Here is a 16,923-nt window from a genome sequence, read left to right on the forward strand (position 1 = left end):
GCCCGGTTCGGGCTCACACAGATGCGGAAGGGCACCGTGGTGGACACCAGGGAAGTAGTGACCTCGTACTACCAGCTTGCGAACGCCGGGAACTGGGACGCCTGGTGCGACCTGTTCGCGGTGGACCAGGTGATGGACGAGCAGCTCGCAGGGCACGTCGAGGGGCGGGAGACGCTCCGGGAGATGATGAAGGGCTTCCCGGAGATGTACGCCTCGTTCCAGAACGTTCCCGCCCACTTCGTGGTGGACGGCGAGCAGGCGGCCGTGGTCTCGAAGATCACCGCCGAGACGCCGGCCGGCGGCCGGGTCGAGGCGAACGTCGTCAACTACTTCCAGGTGGTGGACGGCCTGATCACCTACATGGCCAACTTCCACGACACGGTGCCCTTCCGCGCCGTCCTCGGCTCCCCGGACGGTGCGTCATGAGCGCTCCGGTGGAGTACGACTACATCGTCGTCGGCGGTGGCACCGCCGGGTCGGTGGTCGCCAACCGGCTGTCCGAGGACCCGGACGTCAAGGTCCTGGTGCTGGAGGCCGGCGGCGCGTTCGTCCCGGCCAACGTGGACGCCGCACCACTGTGGTACACACTGCTCGGGTCCCCGGTGGACTGGGGCTACCAGACCGTGCCACAGGCGGGGTTGAACGGCCGGACGGTCTACGAGCCGCGCGGCAAGCTGCCCGGCGGCTCCAGCAACCTCTACATCATGATGCACATCGAGGGTCACCCCTCGGACTTCGACAACTGGGCCTACCAGGGCGCGGCCGGCTGGTCCTACGCGGACCTCAAGCCGTACTTCGCCAAGCTCAAGGAGCTCCAGACCGTCACCTCCGCGGCCGACGGGAACCCCCACCCGCTGTCCCGGACCTTCATCGACGCCGCCAAGGGGCTCGGCCACCGCGAGGTGGACGACTTCAACGGCCCCGAGATGATCGGCACCGGCTGGCACCACATCGACGTGGAGAACGGCCGCCGCAAGGGCGCCCTCCAGTCCTTCCTGGAGCCGGCCCTGCCCCGCCCCAACCTGACCCTGCGCACCTCGGCCACGGCGATGAACCTGGTCTTCGAGGGCACCCGCTGCGTCGGCGTGACGTACCGCCAGGAGGCCGAGAAGCCCGCCGAGGGCGAGGGCCGCCTGCTCTCCGCCGCCACCCAGGCGGAGCCCGGCGTGCACACCGTGCGGGCCACCCGCGAGGTGATCGTCTGCCAGGGCGCCATCGAGTCGCCCAAGCTGCTCCAGCTCTCCGGGCTCGGCCCGGCCAAGCTGCTGGCCGAGCACGGCATCCCGGTCGTCGCCGACCTGCCGGGCGTGGGCGAGAACTTCCACAACCACGTCCTCACCGGCCTGATCGCGGAGACCGTCGATCCGCCCCGGGAGGGCCACCAGAACCTCTCCGAGTCCGCGCTGTTCGCGGTCTCGCAGCCCGGCATGATCGCGCCGGACCTGCAACTCGCCTTCGTGCACGTGTCGTTCGACATCATCGTGGGCGCCGGCCACCCGAACGCGGTCTCCATCCTGCCCGGCGTGGTCCGCCCGACCTCGCGCGGCTCGATCCGGCTGGCCAGCGACGACCCCTTCGCCAAGCCGCTGGTCGACCCCAACTACCTGGGGGACCGGTCGGACGTGGACCGGATGGTCCAGGGCTTCAAGCTGGCCCGCGACATCTTCGCCGCGCCGGAGTTCAAGGGCCACCTCAAGGGCGAGCTGCTGCCCGGCCCGGACGTGCGCACCGACAAGGAGATCGAGCAGTTCGTCCGCGACCGCGCGGACTGCTACCACCACCAGGCCGGCTCCTGCCGGATGGGCATCGACGACCTGGCCGTGGTCGACCCGCAGCTGCGGGTGCGCGGCGTCGAGGGCGTCCGCGTGGTGGACGCCAGCGTGATGCCGGCCGTCCCGTCCGGCAACTGCCACAGCGCGATCGTCGCCATCGCCGAGCGCGCGTCCGACCTGATCAAGGAGGCGCGCCGTGGGTGACCTGGTGCTCCGCGAGGGCCCGCTGACCGGCACGAAGATCGCCGTGCTGATCGAGAGCGACTACTACGAGCCCGAGATCCACTACTACCAGCGCCGCTTCGCCGAGGAGGGCGCCGAGGTCCACTTCCTCACCCGGCTGTGGGGCCAGGACGCGATCACCTTCACCGGCCACGAGTGGCGGGTGCCGTTCACCGCCACGGAGTCCTTCGAGGGCCTGAGCGACGAGGAGCTGCGCTCCTACGCCGCGGTCATCGTGCCCTCCGGCATGGTCTCGGACCGGCTGCGCTACACCGAGGACGTGGAGGTGCTGGCCCCGGCGGCCGAGTTCGTCAAGCGCGCCTTCGAGCAGCCCTCGGTGCTCAAGGGCATCATCTGCCACGGCTTCTGGCTGCTGGCCACCGTCCCGGAGACCATCCGGGGACGCAAGGTGGTCTGCCACAACAACCTGGTGGGCGACGTCCGGAACATGGGCGCCGAGTACGTGGACTCCGACGTGGTGCTGGACGGCGACGACCTGGTGACCGGCCGGACCGGGCAGCACGCCCACCTGTTCGCCCGTCAGATCATCGACATCCTGGTCGACCGCAAGGCCGCGCAGGGCGGTGCGGCGTGAGCGGGCTGGAGCTGCGCTGGTCGCACGCCGCGCTCAACTGCGCCGACCAGAAGGTGACCGAGGAGTTCTACCACCGCTGGTTCGGCTTCGAGCGGGCCCGCACGGTGGACCTGGGCGACCAGCAGATCGTCTTCGTGAAGCAGGGTCAGGTCTACCTGGAACTGTTCGCGGCGGGGGCCGGCGAGCCGCTCGACGTAACGAAGGACGGCCCTTCCACCCCCGGAACGGTGAGACACCTCGCTTTCCAGACCGAGAACCTGACAGAGTTCCTGTCCGGGCTGGACGAGGACGTGCCGGTCTCCCTGGGCCCGCTCTCCTTCGACGACTTCATCCCCGGGTGGCGCAGCGTCTGGCTGACCGACCCGGACGGCGTGGTGGTCGAGGTCAGCGAGGGGTACCGGGACGATCCGTCGGCCCACGCGCACACCCACGCGCACTGACCCGGCCGCGACGGGCCATCATCAGGGGAGGGATTACCAGATGCGTTACCGACTTCTGGGACGCAGTGGTCTGAGGGTGTCCGAGCTGTTCCTCGGCACCATGACCTTCGGCGAGGACTGGGGCTTCGGTGCCTCGGTCGAGGAGAGCCGCAAGCTCTTCGAGGCCTACGCCGAGGCCGGCGGGAACGTGATCGACACCGCCAACCGCTACACCGAGGGCACCAGCGAGAAGATCCTCGGCGAGCTGCTCGGCGCGGACCGCGACCGCTTCGTGCTGGCCACCAAGTACACCCTCACCGATGACGGCACCGACCCGAACGCCTCGGGCAACCACCGCAAGAACCTGGTCCGTTCGCTGGACCAGAGCCTCAAGCGGCTGAACACCGACCGGATCGACCTGCTCTGGGTGCACATCTGGGACCCGGGCACGCCGATCGAGGAGACCATGCGGGCCCTGGACGACCAGGTCCGGGCCGGCAAGGTGCAGTACATCGGCATCTCGGACTCCCCGGGCTGGGTGGTCGCACGGGCCAACACCCTTGCCGAATGGCGCGGTTGGACCCCCTTCGTGGGCGTCCAGGTGCCGTTCAGCCTGGTCAAGCGGGACGCCGACCGGGAGATCATGCCGATGGTCGACGCGATGGGCCTCTCGGTGGCGGCCTGGTCGCCGCTCTCCGGGGGCCTGCTCTCCGGCAAGTTCAGCCGCGGCCGGGCCACTGGCCACACCCGGGTGAACCAGCGGGACATCTCGGCCCGGGACCTCGCGGTCGCCAAGGAGGTGGACGCCGTCGCGGACGAACTCGGCGTCTCCTCCTCCCAGGTGGCGCTGGCCTGGGTCATGCAGCACGGCCCGCACGTCCACCCGGTGGTCGGCGCCCGCAAGCTGGAGCAGCTGGAGGACAACCTGGCCGCCGTCGACGTCCGGCTCCCGGACGAGGCGGTCGCCCGGCTCAACCGCGCCAGCGAGGTGCCGCTCGGCTTCCCGGCCGACTTCATCAAGTCCATGAAGGGCTTCGTCTACGGCGAGGCCGGCCGTCTGACCGACGGCCTCGAGGTGGGCGCCCACCGCCACATCGAGGGCGGGGACGGCGCATGACCGCGGACGCGGAGGCCACGGAGACCCAGGAACAGCGGGTCACCTGGGCCGAGTTGTTCTTCGACCTGGTCTGGGTGTTCGCCATCACCCAGATCTCGGTCCTGCTGGCCCACTCGCACTCGCTGGTGGACGCCGGCGCCGCGATCCTGCTCTTCCTGCCGCTCTGGATGGGCTGGGTGGGCGCCGCGCTGCTGGGCAACACCAGCGGCGAGAACCTCGACGGGGTGCACGGCCGGGTGCTGGTCTTCGGGCTGGCCGCCTGCGGCCTGGGCATGGCGGTGGCCGTGCCGGACGCCTTCGGGACCAGCGGGCCGCTGTACGGCGTCTGCTACGTGCTGCTGCGGTTGATCCTGTGGCAGCGGATGCGGCGCTGGCCCAGCTTCGGCGGGCTGCGGATCGAGCCGTTCTCGGTCAGCCTGCTGGCCAGCGGGCCGCTCTTCCTGGTCGGCAGCTTCCTGGACAGCGAGCCGCGCCACGTCCTGTGGGCGGTCGGTGCGGTGATCGAGGTGCTGGGCACCGCGGTGCTGGGCAAGAAGCTCGACCAGGCCCGCTTCGAGACCTCCCACCTCCCGGAGCGCTTCGGCCTGTTCGTCATCATGGCGCTGGGCGAGACGGTCATCGCGGCCGGCAGCCACGTCACCGGCGCCCATGTGATGGACGCACTCACCCTGAGCACGCTGGGCCTGGCCTTCGTGCTGATCGTGCTGCTCTGGTGGGCGTACTTCCACTACGGGGCACCGGCGGCCCGGCACAGCCTGGGCAGCGACCCGGTGCAGGCCAGGATCGTCCGCGACGTGTTCAGCTACGCGCACCTGCTGTACGCCGTCGCCATCATCCTGATGGCGGTCGGCCTGGAGGAGCTGATCGCCCATCCGACACAAGTGCCGCACGAACTGCCGCAGTTGATGCTCGCTCCCGGAGCCGGCCTCTACCTGCTCGGGTTCTGCTACGCCCGCTGGCGGATGTTCGGCGCGGCCGCGGTGCCCCGGTTCTCCGGTGCCGTCGCGCTGGCCGTGCTGTCCGCGCTGGCCCCGCTGCTGCCCCAACTGGTCACCGCCGTCGTGGTGCTGCTGGTGCTGGCGGCCGTCAACGGGGCGGAGGCCTTCATCGTGGAGACCCACCGCTCGCTGCCGCTGGTGCGGGTGCCGCAGCGCCTGCGGCGCGCCCAGCCGGCTGAGTAGCCGCCCCGTTTCCGAGCCGATGGCCGGCCCCCTTCCCCGGGGCCGGCCATCGGCATTTCCACGCCCCGCGCACCGACCTGACACAGGGACTTGACGGACTCCGATCCGCGACTCGAACGTGGATTCCCCTGGGCGGACAGTTCATTGACGGTCCCTCACCACCCCCCGGAAAATAGCAGGGGAAAGGGAATCTGGAGCAATTTCGACCGAGGGGCCCGGCAATGGAGGTCGTCACGCGCATGGCCGACGGCGTCACCTGTGTCGAACTGACCGGTGACCTGGACGCCAGATCGGCGCAGGGCGTGTTCAGCGGGATCGTGGACGTCATGCCGCAGGGAACGCCGCTGCTGCTGGACCTCTCAGGGGTCCCGTTCATCTCCAGCGCCGGTCTGCGGGTGCTGCTCATGGTGCACCGGCGGGCTCAGGGCGCCGAGGTCGAGGTGGCTCTCGCCGGTCTTTCGTCGCATCTTCGGAATGCGCTCCGGGTGACCGGCTTCCTCCGCCTCTTCCATATTGTCGAGAGTTGTTCCGAGGGCGTCGCAATGCTCATTCGGCAACGCGTCGCCGAGGCAACTGACCAGGAGTGGACCAAATGAGTTTTGACGTCTCAGTGGATTTCCGCGGCACCACGGCGGTCGTGACCATCGGCGGTGACCTCGACGCGGCCAGCGCGCCGGCCTTCCAGAAGGCCGCCGAGTCGGTCATCGAGGCCCGCCCGAAGGAGCTCGTCCTGGAGATGAGCAAGGTCGACTACATCTCCTCGGCCGGCCTGCGCCAGATCGTCTACACCCGCCAGAAGATGGACGACGACGTCCGCGTCGTCCTGGTGGGCGTCAACAGCGCCGTGGAGCAGACCATCCGGCTCGTCGGCTTCGACCAGAGCGTCACCTTCGCAGACTCGATCCCGGCGTAGGCATGCCATGAAGAAGATCGACGTGTCGGCGGACGTCAGCTCCCTGGAGCTGGTCAACTCCCTGGTGGAGGACCTCGCGACCGAGGCCGGGCTCACTCCGGCCCGGTCCCACCTGCTCCGCTTGGCGACCGAGGAGCTGGTCGTCAACATCGTGGTGCACGGGTACTCCGGCTCCGGACGGGGCCGGATCGGGCTCGAAGGGGTGGTCACCGACACGGAGGTCTCGATCCGGCTGACGGACACCGCACCACCGTTCAACCCGTTCACGGCCCGGCCACCGCGTGGTCTCGACCTCCCCCTGCACGAGCGCGAGCCGGGCTCGCTGGGGCTCTATCTGGTCAACCACGCGGTGGACAGGTCGTTTCACGAGTACGTGCACGGTGCGAACCACACCACGATCGCCATGCGGCGGATCGCACCGGAATACGATGGGCGGGTCGAGCGTGTCCGAGAAAGCACTGATCGTCAGTCAACCCAGCCCCAGCGCGGCGGCGCTGGAGCTGTGGCAGACCCTGGCGGAGGTCGGGATCCCGGCGACGGTGTCCTACCCCTCCTCGGTACTGGCGGCGCGCTGGCCGGACGCCCCCGCCTGTGACCTGCTGCTGGTGGACGCCGCGCTCGACGTCGAGACGGTCCGCCGGCTGATCCGCGAACTCAGCCGCAAGACCGGCCGCCCGCCCGCCGTGGTGGCCTTCAGCAGCGGCGACGTGCGCCAGATCGAGCAGCACCTCAAGGAGGGGCTGGACTTCCTGTCCGAGCCCTTCCTGCCCTACCTGGTCCGCAAGCGGCTGGACATGTGCCGGCAGAACCGCGACCTCGCCTACGTGCTGGACGAGATGCACTCGGCCGTGGACGAGAGCCGCTTCGAGCGGGAGCTCCAGATCGGCCGGGAGATCCAGCGCGGCTTCCTGCCGGAGAACCTGCCGGAGCTGGACGAGTGGGACATCGCGGCCTACTTCGAGCCGGCCCGAGAGGTCAGCGGCGACTTCTACGACGCGTACGACGTGATCAACGGCGACTTCCTCGCCTTCGCCATCGCGGACGTCTGCGACAAGGGCATCGGGGCCGCCCTGTTCATGGCCCTGATCCGCAGCCTGCTCCGGCAGGCCGCGGTGGCCGACGAGGGCCTGACCGCCGTCCCCGAGCCGGTCGGCTCGGCCGGGCGGCCGCTCCCCGGCGCGGCACTGGCGCTGCGCGCCGTCCGCACCACCAACGACTACCTGACCACCAATCACCTGCACCAGGCGTACTTCGCCACCCTGTTCTTCGGGGTCGTGGACACCAGGACCGGTGAGCTGATCTACATCAACTGCGGCCACAACGCACCGGTCGTGCAGCGCGCGACGGGCGAGCAGCTCTCGCTGCTGCCCACCGGCCCGGCCCTCGGGCTGATGCGGGACGCCCACTTCGACCTGGGGTTCGCCACCCTGGAGCGGGGCGACCTGCTCTACCTCTACACCGACGGAGTGCCGGAGGCGCGCAATCCGGCAGGGGAGTTCCTCGGAGAGGGCCGGATGCTGGCCATGCTGGCCGACCCCGGCCGGGCGGCCACCGTGATCGAGCGGATGCGCAAGGCGGTGGCCGAACACGCCGGTGTGGGTGAGCAGTTCGACGACATCACGATGCTCGGTCTGCTCCGGCACCCCGCCGGTCCCGGCGAGTACCAACGCACCACTGAACCGAGAGACGACGGGGGAGACGGTCCATGAAGATCCTGATGCTGTCCTGGGAGTATCCGCCGGTGCTGGTCGGCGGCTTGGGGCGGCACGTGCACGCCCTGGCGACCTCACTGGTCAAGGAGGGCCACGAGATCACCGTGGTCACCCGCTACGCGCCCGGCCACCCGCTGGAGGAGTGGCAGGAGGGCGTCCGGGTCGTGCACGCCATGGAGGACCCGCCGCTGTTCGCCGAGTCCCAGGACAGCTTCCTGGCCTGGACGATGGCCTTCAACCACACCCTCACCCGGGCCGCCCTGCGGGCCTCGATCGGCCACGACTTCGACGTGGTGCACGCCCACGACTGGCTCGTGGCGCACGCCGCGGTCACGCTCAAGGAGCAGCTCAACGTCCCGCTGATCGCCACCATCCACGCCACCGAGGCCGGACGCCACCAGGGCTGGCTGCCCGAGAACATGAACAAGTCCATCCACTCGGTGGAGTGGTGGCTCGCGCACGAGGCCTGCCGCCTGGTGGTCTGCTCCCAGTACATGGCCTGGGAGGTCAACCGCCTGATGAGCGTGCCCTACCGGCGCATGGAGGTGGTGGCCAACGGCGTGGAGCCGCACCGCTGGGAGACCGACCCGGAGCAGGTGCAGAACTTCCGCCGCCGGCACCACGCCGAGGGCCCGCTGGTCGGCTTCGCCGGGCGGCTGGTCTACGAGAAGGGCGTCCAGGACCTGATCATGGCCGTGCCGGAGCTCTCCGCACGGCACCCCGGCACCAAGGTGATGATCGCCGGCGACGGGCCCTACCGGCAGGAACTGGAGGCGCTGACCCGGGACCTGGGGGTCGGCGACCGGGTCCAGTTCACCGGCTTCCTGGACCGCGAGCTCTCCACGATGATCGCCGCCTGCGACGTGATGGCGCTGCCCTCGCGGTACGAGCCCTTCGGCATGATCGCCCTCGAGGTGGCGGCGGCGGGCACCCCGGTCGCGGTGGCCTCCACCGGCGGCATGATGGAGATCATCCGGCCCGGCCGCACCGGCGCCACCTTCAACGCGGGCGACCCGCGCTCGCTCGCGCAGGCCGTCTCGGGTCTGCTCAGCGACCGCGACAACGCCCTGGAGATGGCGCAGCGGGCCCGGGAGATGGTCATCCGCGACTACAGCTGGAAGGCCATCGCCCGGCAGACCGCCGAGAACTACCGCATCGCCACCATCGAGGGCCCGGTCTTCGCCGAACGCCAGGCCGCGAAGGTCCTCAGCCAGGGCCGCCCCCGCATCGTCGTCCCCGAGGGCAACCTGCTCTGAGGGGAGTGGTGGACGTGGCTGCGCCGATGGGGGCGCGAGGCTCTGCTGATCGGCGGCTCCGCCGCGGGGCGCGCGGGGGAACGGCAGCGCGTGCAACTGGCTCACGTGCCCCGATCTCGCGCTGGTCCGCCTTCCGTACTCGCGCAGTTCCTCGCGCCCCCAGAGGCATCACCACATTCCGCGGAGAAGGAGCCGAAGTGTCCGTCGCCGAAGTCGAGCGGGCGGCTGCGCCGCGGTGGCGCGGGGTGGTGGGCGCCGTGTCGGTGGTGGCGCTGGGCGGGGCGGCGTGGGCCCGGGACGGGGTGAACGATCCGCTGGCGCGGTTCCTGGTCGCTGCGGCGGTGGTGGTGCTGACGGCGCATCTGCTGGGCGCGCTGTTCCGGCGCTTCGGGCAGCCCCAGGTGGTCGGCGAGGTGGTCGGCGGGCTGCTGCTCGGTCCGTCCGCCCTCGGCCTGCTCTGGCCGGCCGGGCAGCAGTGGCTGTTCACCGCGCCGGTCCGTCAGGGCCTGGGCTCCGCCGCCGACCTGGGCCTGGCGGTGTTCATGTTCCTGGTCGGATGCCGGATCCGCCCCGAGGAGCTCGGGGCCCGCGGCGGCGCCCTGCTCGGCCTCGGCGTGGGCAGCCTGCTGGCACCCTTCGTGGGCGGCCTGGGTCTGGCCCTGCTCCTCGGTGACCGCCTCGCGAGCGGCACCCGCCCGGCCGCCGAGGCCCTCTTCCTCGGTCTGGCCCTCTCCGTCACCGCCCTCCCGGTGCTGGCCCGGATCCTCACCGAGCTCCGCCTCACCGACCGCCCGCACGGCCAACTCGCCCTCGGCGCCGCCGCGCTGGGCGACGGCGTGGGCTGGGGCGCGCTGACCGTCCTGCTGGCCCTGACCGGCGGCCGGGCCGGTGGCGCCCCGCTCACGGTGGCCGCCCTGGTCGTGCTGCTGCCCGCCGTCCGGTACGGGCTGCGGCCCGCGCTGGCCGCCCTGGTCGACTGGGCCGAGCGCGAACCGGAGTCCCGGAGCGGCCAGTTGCTCTCCGCGCTGCTGGCCGGGCTGCTCGGCCTGGCGGCGCTCACCCAGTGGCTCGGGCTGCACCCGGTGGTCGGCGCGCTGCTGTTCGGCGCGGCCACCCCGGGCGGGCACCCGGCGGTGCGGCGGATCTGCCGGCAGCTGGAGGGCTTCACCTCGGCGGTGCTGCTGCCGCTGTTCTTCGTCGGCGTCGGGCTGCGGACCTCGGCCGGGGCGGTGCTCGGCGATCCGGTGGGCTGGCTGCTGCTGCTCGCGGTGCTGGCCGTGGCGGTCGGCGGGAAGCTGCTGGGTGCGGTGCTGGGCACCGCGGTGGCGGGGACGCCGCGGGCCGAGGGGCTGCGGCTCGGGGTGCTGATGAACTGCCGGGGCGTCACCGAGCTGGTGGTGATCACCATCGGCCACCAGGCCGGGCTGGTGAACGACCTCGGCGCCACCGTGCTGGTGCTGATGGCGGTGCTCACCACGGCCGCCACGGCCCCGGCGTACCGGCTGCTGGAACGCCGCGCGGCGGGGTGACCGGCGGGGTGACCGGTGGGGCGGCCGGTGGGGTCGGCGGGGCCGATCGGGAGGTTTCGTCGACGGCCCGGGTGGGCTGGGTGAGGGTCGTGCGGGGAAACCTCTGACGTGCGCATGACCGTGTTTGGATGATCCCGATTCACGGGGGGTCACCGCACTGACATGCCGTCGGAGGGCACCTTGCGCGTACTGCTGGTCGCCAGCGCTTTCAACAGTCTGACCCAGCGGGTCCACGTGGAGCTGCGCGAACGCGGCCACCACGTCGGGGTCGAACTCGCGCTGGGGGACGAGGCCCTGCGGGCCGGGGCGGCCCGGTTCCGGCCCGACCTGATCGTGGCGCCGATGCTCACCCGGACGGTCCCGGAGGACGTCTGGCGGACGTACCCGGTCCTCATCGTGCACCCCGGCCCGGCCGGGGACCGCGGCCCGTCCTCGCTGGACTGGGCGATCCACGACGGTGCCGCCGAGTGGGGCGTGACGGTGCTCCAGGCGGTGGCCGAGCTGGACGCCGGCCCGGTCTGGGCCAGCGTGCCGTTCCCGCTCCGGGCCGGCGGCAAGAGCGAGGTCTACCGCAACGAGGTGGCGGACGCCGCCGTCGAGGCGGTGCTCCAGGCGGTCGAGCGGTTCGCCGGCGGCTGGTACGCCCCGGATCTGGCGGCCGGCCGGATCGGACGCGAACGCCCTTATCACGCCCAGGAGTTCCGCCGGATCGACTGGGCGGTGGACACCACCGCGACGGTGCTGCGCAAGCTCCGCGCGGCGGACAGCCAGCCCGGCGTGCTGGACGAGCTGTACGGCCGCGCGTACTACCTGCACGGCGGCTGCGCCGAGGACCGGCTGCGCGGGCGCCCCGGTGAGCTGATCGCGAGCCGGGACGGCGCCGTCTGCCGGGCCACGGTGGACGGGGCGGTCTGGATACCGCAGCTGAGGCCGCGTCGGACGCCGGGCGGCCCCGCCACCTACAAACTGCCCGCGGCCACCGTGCTCGGGCCCCAGCTGACCCTGGCCGGGGTGCCCGAGGTGCCCGTCACCCCGCAGGAGGCGGCCGGGCGGGAGACCTGGTCGGAGATCCGCTACCGGGAGCACGGCGAGGTCGGTCACCTCGAATTCGCCTTCCCCGGCGGGGCGATGAGCACCGCGCAGTGCCGCCGCCTGCTCCGCGCCTACCGGGCGGCGGTGGCCCGGCCGGTCCGGGTGCTGGTGCTCGGGCCGTCCCGGGACTTCTTCTCCAACGGCATCCACCTCAACGTCATCGAGGCCGCCGCCGACCCGGCCGCCGAGTCCTGGGCCAACATCAACGCGATGGACGACCTGGTCGAGGCCGTCCTCACCACCACGGACACCTACGTGGTCTCGGCGCTGGCCGGCAACGCGGCGGCCGGCGGCCTGATGCTGGCCCTCGCGGCGGACGAGGTGTGGTGCCGGGCCTCCGCGGTCCTCAACCCGCACTACCGGCTGATGGGTCTGTACGGCTCGGAGTACTGGACCTACACGCTGCCCCGCCGCGTCGGAACCGACCAGGCCGCGCGGCTCACCACGGCCGCCCTCCCGATCGGCGCCCGCGAGGCGCTGGCCATCGGCCTGGCCGACCGGGTGGCCGGGGGCGACTCCACCGGCTTCCGCCGCTGGGTCGACCACGAGGCCGAACAGCTGGCCCGCTCCGGGGAGTTGGAGGACTGGCTGGTGGAGAAGAAGCGGCGGCGCGGCGCGGACGAGGCGGCCAAGCCGCTGGCGGCCTACCGCGCCGAGGAGTTGGCCCACATGCGGCACAACTTCCTCGCCCCCGAGGAGCCCTACCACGCCCTGCGCCGCGCCTTCGTCCACAAGACCTGCCCCACCGAGACCCCGGCGCACATCCGCGGATAGTGGTCACACCGGGGCGCGGGGAACTGCGCGAGGGGGAACGGCAGCAGGTGCAACTGGCTGACGGTGCATGAGTTGCAGGTGAGCCGCCTTCCGAATCGCGCAGTTCCCCGCGCCCCCAGAGGCGTAGCCACGTACGTCAAGCCGGGCGGACGGTGACCTTGTCGGGGGCGACGGCGAAGGCGAGGGCGCTGGAGAAGACGTAGCAGCCGAGGCCGACCGCGAGGGGGAAGACGAACTGGAGGGCGACCACGCCCGGCGGGGTGGTGCGGACCCCGGAGAGCTCGACCTGGACGGCGGCCATGCCGGTGTAGTGCATGGCGCAGACCGCGACGCCCATCACCGGCGCCGCCGCCAGGACCGCGCCCGTGGCCCGGACGTTGAGCGCGGCCCAGAGCGCCGCCGTCGCCGCGAACACCGCGATGCCCACCGAGGCGGCCACCGTCGCGCGGTCGTAGACCAGCGTCCCGTTGATCCGCATCGCGGCCATCCCCAGGTAGTGCATGGCCGCCACCCCGAGTCCGGTGGCCACCCCGCCGGCCAGCAGGGAGGCGTTGCGCCGGCGGCTGTACCCGACGGTGAAGATGCCGACGCCCACCACGCCGATGGCGGTGAGGAGGCTGACCACGGTGAGCGGTACGTCGTAGCGGATCTCTGCGCCCTGGACCGCGAAGCCGAGCATGGCGATGAAGTGCATGCTCCAGATGCCGACGCCGAGCGAGACCGAGGCGAAGAACAGCCAGTTGCGCCGGGTGCGGCCCTCGGTGAGCAGGGCCCAGCGGGTGGAGCGCAGGGCGAGCAGGGCGCCCAGGCAGGCGGCCAGGTACGAGATCGCCGGGGTGACCCAGCCGTGGACCGTGTGGTCGATGTGACCCAAGAGAGCTCCTAGGCATGCTGTGTTCCTGACAACACGACCCAACCACCCCTGACGGAACGTGGGCAACCACGGTGGTTTCTGTGAAGTCGCAGGCCAGGGGTGGTCCTTCACGGGCGGGGCAAGACACGCTCACCAATCCCGCCGATACCCGTTTTTGTTAGCGAGAGTAATGAGATAGGCTAAGAACATGCCCGAGATGTCCGAGGCCGACCTCGCTGCCGTCAGTCAGCTCAGGTCGGCCGCGATGCGCCTCGCCCGCCGGTTGCGACACCAGCGGGTCGAGGAATCGCTGAGCCCCACCGAGATCGGGGTGCTCGGCACCCTGGCCCGCTGCGGCAAGGCCACCCCTGGTGAGCTCGCCAGGAAGGAACACGTCCAGCCGCCGTCGATGACCAGGATCATCGCGATGCTGGAGGAGAAGGGGTTGGTGCGGCGCGAGCCGCACCCCGAGGACCGCCGGCAGGTGGTGGTCAGCTCCACCGAGGAGGCCGAGGCCATCCTCGAGGAGAGCCGCCGCCGTCGGAACGTCTGGCTGGCCGAACTGGCCGAAGGGCTGACCGAGGAGGAGTGGGCGCAGCTCAAGGAGGCCGCACCGGTCCTCTACAAGCTGGCCCACCTGTAGCCGACGACCCGTCAGCGCATCGAGGCATCGGGAGAAGGAGCACCGCATCACCGCAGGACCGACACGACACACCAGCAGCGCGACCGGGGGACGCACCACGGTCGCGCCAGGAGGGGAGCCCACCTTGACACCGCCGGCCGCCGTCAGCGCCGCCATCCGTACCGACGACTCCACCACCGACCTCGCGGCGCCCGGCGCCGCCGCCGTCGAGAGCCCCGAGCCCACCCCCGTGGGCCTGCCGGGCACCGGCGACGACGACCCCGACGAACGCACCGCGGCGGAGCTCCCCGCCGCATCCGCCCCGCCTCGCGGGGACGGCCCCACCGGGGCCCGCTTCACCCGGCCCGGCGGGATGTTCTCCTCGCTGCGGATCCGTAACTACCGCTACTACTTCGCCGGACAGGTCGTCAGCAACACCGGCACCTGGATGCAGCGGATCGCCCAGGACTGGCTGGTGCTCAGCCTCACCGGCAGCCCGCTCGCGGTCGGCATCACCACCGCGATGCAGTTCCTCCCGATGCTGCTGCTCGGCCTCTGGGGCGGCGTGCTCGCCGACCGGCTGCCCAAGCGGCGGCTGCTGATCGCCACCCAGGGCGCGATGGGCCTGCTGGCCGCCGGCCTCGCGGTGCTCACCGTCACCGGGGCCGCCACCGCCGGCTTCGTGTACGTCTTCGCCCTGCTGCTCGGCCTGGTGACGGTGGTCGACAACCCGACCCGGCAGGCCTTCGTCAGCGAGATGGTCCCGGCCGGGGACCTGGCCAACGCGGTCAGCCTGAACGCGGCCAACTTCCAGACCGCCCGGCTGGTCGGCCCGGCCGTCGCCGGTCTGCTGATCGCCGCGGTGGGCAGCGGCTGGGCCTTCGCGGTCAACGCGCTCTCCTTCGTGGCGGTGATCGGCGGCCTGCTCGCGATGCGCGAGTCCGAGCTGCGGCCGATCACCCCGGTGCCCCGTGAGAAGGGCCAACTCCGGGAGGGGCTGCGGTACGTGAAGGAGCGTCCGGAGCTGCTGTGGCCGATGGTGCTGGCCGGATTCATCGGCACCTTCGGGTTCAACTTCCCGACCCTGCTGTCGGGTTTCGCCTACGACACCTTCCACGTCGGGGCGGGCCAGTACGGCCTGCTCAACACCGCGATGGCGGTCGGCTCGCTGGCCGGTGCGCTGATCGCCGCCCGGCGCGGGGCACCGCGCCTGCGCCGGCTGGTCGGTGCCGCGCTGGCCTTCGGCGCGCTCCAGGTGCTGGCCGCGTTCGCGCCCGGGTACTGGACCTTCGCCGCGCTGCTGACCGTGGTCGGCATGTTCGGCCTGACCTTCAACACCTCGGTCAACTCGGCGATCCAGCTGGCCACCGACCCCGCGCTGCGCGGCCGGGTGATGGGCCTGCTGGTGCTGGTCTTCACCGGCGGCACGCCGATCGGCGCCCCGGTGGTCGGCTGGGTCACGGCCGAGTACGGGCCCCGGTTCGGGCTGCTGGCCTGCGGGGCGGTCTCCGCGGTGGCGGCCGTGGTGGTCGGCCTGGTGCTGGCCCGGGTCGCCGACCTCAAGGTCCGGGTGGACCTGCACCGGGGCAGCCGGGTGGTCGCACTGGTGCCGCGCACCCCGCTGCGCGAGCGGGCCCTGGCGACGGCCTGCTGACGGCCTGTTGACGCCCGGCGGGCGGCCCGGTCAGAGCCTGATCTCCAGGAACTGCCCGGGCCACTCGCTGCCGTCGGGCCGGGGGACGGCGAAGGTTCCGCACGGGGTGAACCCCAGCTTCAGGTACTGGCCCACCAGCCGGCGGTCGTCGCCCCCGTAGCAGTCCACCCGCAGGGTCGGCAGCCCGCGCCGCGCGGTCTCCGCGAGCGCGTCGGCGACCAGCGCGGCGCCGACCCCGGTGCCGCTCGCGGCGCGCTCGGTCGCCAGGAACCGCAGGTACAGCTCCGGCCCGGGCGCCGGCAGCGCGTACTGCGGCCCCTCCTCGTCCACCACGCAGATCCCCAGCGGGGATCCGTCCCCGGCCACCGCCACCCGGGCGTGCATGGTGCCGAGGTAGCGTTCGATCCGCTCGACCAACTCCGGCCGCTCGCTCCAGAGTCGGTCACCCCACTGCCCGGTCCGCCCCTGGTCGATCAGCCAGCCCATGGTCCGGTCCAGCAGGGCGACGACCCCGGGGGCGTCGGCGGTGGTTCCGGTACGTATCTCCATGCCGGCCGTTCTACCAGAGTCCCGCCGACAGCGTGGATCATGGGGACCATGAGGCTCTTCGTGGCGGTGAACCCGCCGGCGGTGGCGGTGCGGGAACTGGTCGACGCGGCGGCGCCGTTGCGGGAGGCCCCAGGGGCGGGGCGGCTGCGGTGGAGCGAGGTGGCGGGGTGGCACCTGACGCTGGCCTTCCTGGGGGAGGTGCCGGTCACCGAGGTGCCCGCCCTGGAGGAGGCGCTCGGGCGGGTGGCGGGCGAGCACGGGGCGCACCGGCTGCGGCTGGCCGGTGGCGGGTGCTTCGGGGACCGGGTGCTGTGGGCGGGGGTGGACGGCGAGGTGTGGGCGCTCCGCCGGCTGGCCGAGGGCGTCCGCGAGGCGGTGGGCCAACTCGGAGGCGAGAGTGACCAGTTCGGGTTCCATCCGCATCTGACGCTGGCCCGGGCCGGCTCCTCGCACGGCCGCCGCCGCGCGGACCGCCGCACCGACGCCGCCGACCTCCGGGCCCTGGCCACCGCCCTGGACGGCTTCCGCGGCAGTGACTGGCAGGCGGACGAACTCTGCCTGATGCGCAGCGAGTTGGACCACGGCCCGGCGCGGTACACGGTGTTGCGCCGGTGGAATCTGGCCAACTGGAGCCGGTGACCATCTCTTGTGGAGAATCCGTCG

General features: G+C 71.9%; 18 protein-coding genes. 16 read left to right on the forward strand and 2 right to left on the reverse strand.

Annotated features, from left to right (window positions below; translation table 11 throughout):
- The first annotated feature begins 21 nt into the window (after nt 1-21).
- From ABD946_RS15115 to ABD946_RS15175, 13 genes are all read left to right on the forward strand, one after another.
- Nucleotides 22-426, forward strand: a complete 405-nt coding sequence (locus ABD946_RS15115; protein ID WP_345283790.1) for a nuclear transport factor 2 family protein — start codon at nt 22-24, stop codon at nt 424-426.
- On the forward strand, nt 423-1,976 hold the full coding sequence (locus ABD946_RS15120) for a GMC family oxidoreductase (protein WP_345283792.1): 1,554 nt from the start codon (nt 423-425) through the stop codon (nt 1,974-1,976). The genes ABD946_RS15115 and ABD946_RS15120 overlap by 4 nt, the downstream gene beginning before the upstream one ends.
- A complete protein-coding gene (locus tag ABD946_RS15125) occupies nt 1,969-2,589 on the forward strand; it encodes a DJ-1/PfpI family protein (RefSeq protein ID WP_345283794.1) in 621 nt (206 codons plus the stop codon). Before ABD946_RS15120 ends, ABD946_RS15125 begins: the two co-directional genes overlap by 8 nt.
- Entirely contained in the window at nt 2,586-3,029 is a 444-nt protein-coding gene (locus ABD946_RS15130) for a VOC family protein (RefSeq protein ID WP_345283796.1), read from the forward strand. Before ABD946_RS15125 ends, ABD946_RS15130 begins: the two co-directional genes overlap by 4 nt.
- A gap of 40 nt (nt 3,030-3,069) precedes the next feature.
- Nucleotides 3,070-4,125, forward strand: a complete 1,056-nt coding sequence (locus ABD946_RS15135) for an aldo/keto reductase (protein WP_345283798.1) — start codon at nt 3,070-3,072, stop codon at nt 4,123-4,125.
- On the forward strand, nt 4,122-5,306 hold the full coding sequence (locus tag ABD946_RS15140) for a low temperature requirement protein A (protein WP_345283800.1): 1,185 nt from the start codon (nt 4,122-4,124) through the stop codon (nt 5,304-5,306). Before ABD946_RS15135 ends, ABD946_RS15140 begins: the two co-directional genes overlap by 4 nt.
- Nucleotides 5,307-5,527: 221 nt before the next feature.
- A complete protein-coding gene (locus ABD946_RS15145; protein ID WP_345283802.1) occupies nt 5,528-5,902 on the forward strand; it encodes an STAS domain-containing protein in 375 nt (124 codons plus the stop codon).
- Entirely contained in the window at nt 5,899-6,219 is a 321-nt protein-coding gene (locus tag ABD946_RS15150; RefSeq protein WP_345283804.1) for an STAS domain-containing protein, read from the forward strand. Before ABD946_RS15145 ends, ABD946_RS15150 begins: the two co-directional genes overlap by 4 nt.
- Nucleotides 6,220-6,226: 7 nt before the next feature.
- A complete protein-coding gene (locus ABD946_RS15155; protein WP_345283806.1) occupies nt 6,227-6,814 on the forward strand; it encodes an ATP-binding protein in 588 nt (195 codons plus the stop codon).
- Between the two features lie 241 nt (nt 6,815-7,055).
- Nucleotides 7,056-7,928: a PP2C family protein-serine/threonine phosphatase gene (locus ABD946_RS15160; RefSeq protein ID WP_345283970.1), complete on the forward strand. Its 873-nt coding sequence runs from the start codon at nt 7,056-7,058 to the stop codon at nt 7,926-7,928.
- The gene (locus tag ABD946_RS15165; RefSeq protein ID WP_345283808.1) at nt 7,925-9,187 is read left to right on the forward strand and encodes a glycosyltransferase family 4 protein; all 1,263 of its coding nucleotides are present in this window, start codon (nt 7,925-7,927) and stop codon (nt 9,185-9,187) included. Before ABD946_RS15160 ends, ABD946_RS15165 begins: the two co-directional genes overlap by 4 nt.
- A 197-nt stretch (nt 9,188-9,384) precedes the next feature.
- Nucleotides 9,385-10,716: a cation:proton antiporter gene (locus ABD946_RS15170; RefSeq protein ID WP_345283810.1), complete on the forward strand. Its 1,332-nt coding sequence runs from the start codon at nt 9,385-9,387 to the stop codon at nt 10,714-10,716.
- 180 nt (nt 10,717-10,896) lie between these two features.
- The gene (locus tag ABD946_RS15175; RefSeq protein ID WP_345283812.1) at nt 10,897-12,582 is read left to right on the forward strand and encodes a hydrogenase maturation protein; all 1,686 of its coding nucleotides are present in this window, start codon (nt 10,897-10,899) and stop codon (nt 12,580-12,582) included.
- Between the two features lie 136 nt (nt 12,583-12,718).
- Here ABD946_RS15175 and ABD946_RS15180 read toward each other — a convergent pair whose 3' ends face one another.
- Entirely contained in the window at nt 12,719-13,456 is a 738-nt protein-coding gene (locus ABD946_RS15180) for an MHYT domain-containing protein (protein WP_345283813.1), read from the reverse strand.
- A gap of 187 nt (nt 13,457-13,643) precedes the next feature.
- Here ABD946_RS15180 and ABD946_RS15185 point away from each other — a divergent pair, with 187 nt between their 5' ends.
- Complete coding sequence (locus ABD946_RS15185; protein WP_345283814.1) at nt 13,644-14,078, forward strand: MarR family winged helix-turn-helix transcriptional regulator; 435 nt, start codon at nt 13,644-13,646, stop codon at nt 14,076-14,078.
- Between the two features lie 124 nt (nt 14,079-14,202).
- Nucleotides 14,203-15,711, forward strand: coding sequence for an MFS transporter (locus tag ABD946_RS15190; protein WP_345283816.1), 1,509 nt, complete (start codon nt 14,203-14,205; stop codon nt 15,709-15,711).
- A 30-nt stretch (nt 15,712-15,741) separates the two neighbouring features.
- Here ABD946_RS15190 and ABD946_RS15195 read toward each other — a convergent pair whose 3' ends face one another.
- Nucleotides 15,742-16,260: a GNAT family N-acetyltransferase gene (locus ABD946_RS15195; RefSeq protein ID WP_345283818.1), complete on the reverse strand. Its 519-nt coding sequence runs from the start codon at nt 16,258-16,260 to the stop codon at nt 15,742-15,744.
- 48 nt (nt 16,261-16,308) lie between these two features.
- Here ABD946_RS15195 and thpR point away from each other — a divergent pair, with 48 nt between their 5' ends.
- The gene (gene thpR, locus ABD946_RS15200) at nt 16,309-16,899 is read left to right on the forward strand and encodes an RNA 2',3'-cyclic phosphodiesterase (RefSeq protein ID WP_345283820.1); all 591 of its coding nucleotides are present in this window, start codon (nt 16,309-16,311) and stop codon (nt 16,897-16,899) included.
- Nucleotides 16,900-16,923 lie beyond the last annotated feature (24 nt).

It is taken from the genome of Kitasatospora albolonga (genome assembly GCF_039535905.1).
GTDB lineage: Bacteria > Actinomycetota > Actinomycetes > Streptomycetales > Streptomycetaceae > Kitasatospora > Kitasatospora albolonga.

Bases quoted from the DNA above. Each gene is read 5' to 3' on its own strand.
- ABD946_RS15160 (WP_345283970.1), top strand. From the start codon at position 7,056: ATGCACTCGGCCGTGGACGAGAGCCGCTTCGAGCGGGAGCTCCAGATC.
- ABD946_RS15155 (WP_345283806.1), top strand. From the start codon at position 6,227: ATGAAGAAGATCGACGTGTCGGCGGACGTCAGCTCCCTGGAGCTGGTC.
- thpR (WP_345283820.1), top strand. From the start codon at position 16,309: ATGAGGCTCTTCGTGGCGGTGAACCCGCCGGCGGTGGCGGTGCGGGAA.
- ABD946_RS15195 (WP_345283818.1), bottom strand. From the start codon at position 16,260: ATGGAGATACGTACCGGAACCACCGCCGACGCCCCCGGGGTCGTCGCC.
- ABD946_RS15140 (WP_345283800.1), top strand. From the start codon at position 4,122: ATGACCGCGGACGCGGAGGCCACGGAGACCCAGGAACAGCGGGTCACC.
- ABD946_RS15135 (WP_345283798.1), top strand. From the start codon at position 3,070: ATGCGTTACCGACTTCTGGGACGCAGTGGTCTGAGGGTGTCCGAGCTG.
- ABD946_RS15165 (WP_345283808.1), top strand. From the start codon at position 7,925: ATGAAGATCCTGATGCTGTCCTGGGAGTATCCGCCGGTGCTGGTCGGC.
- ABD946_RS15185 (WP_345283814.1), top strand. From the start codon at position 13,644: ATGCCCGAGATGTCCGAGGCCGACCTCGCTGCCGTCAGTCAGCTCAGG.
- ABD946_RS15115 (WP_345283790.1), top strand. From the start codon at position 22: ATGCGGAAGGGCACCGTGGTGGACACCAGGGAAGTAGTGACCTCGTAC.
- ABD946_RS15145 (WP_345283802.1), top strand. From the start codon at position 5,528: ATGGAGGTCGTCACGCGCATGGCCGACGGCGTCACCTGTGTCGAACTG.
- ABD946_RS15120 (WP_345283792.1), top strand. From the start codon at position 423: ATGAGCGCTCCGGTGGAGTACGACTACATCGTCGTCGGCGGTGGCACC.
- ABD946_RS15150 (WP_345283804.1), top strand. From the start codon at position 5,899: ATGAGTTTTGACGTCTCAGTGGATTTCCGCGGCACCACGGCGGTCGTG.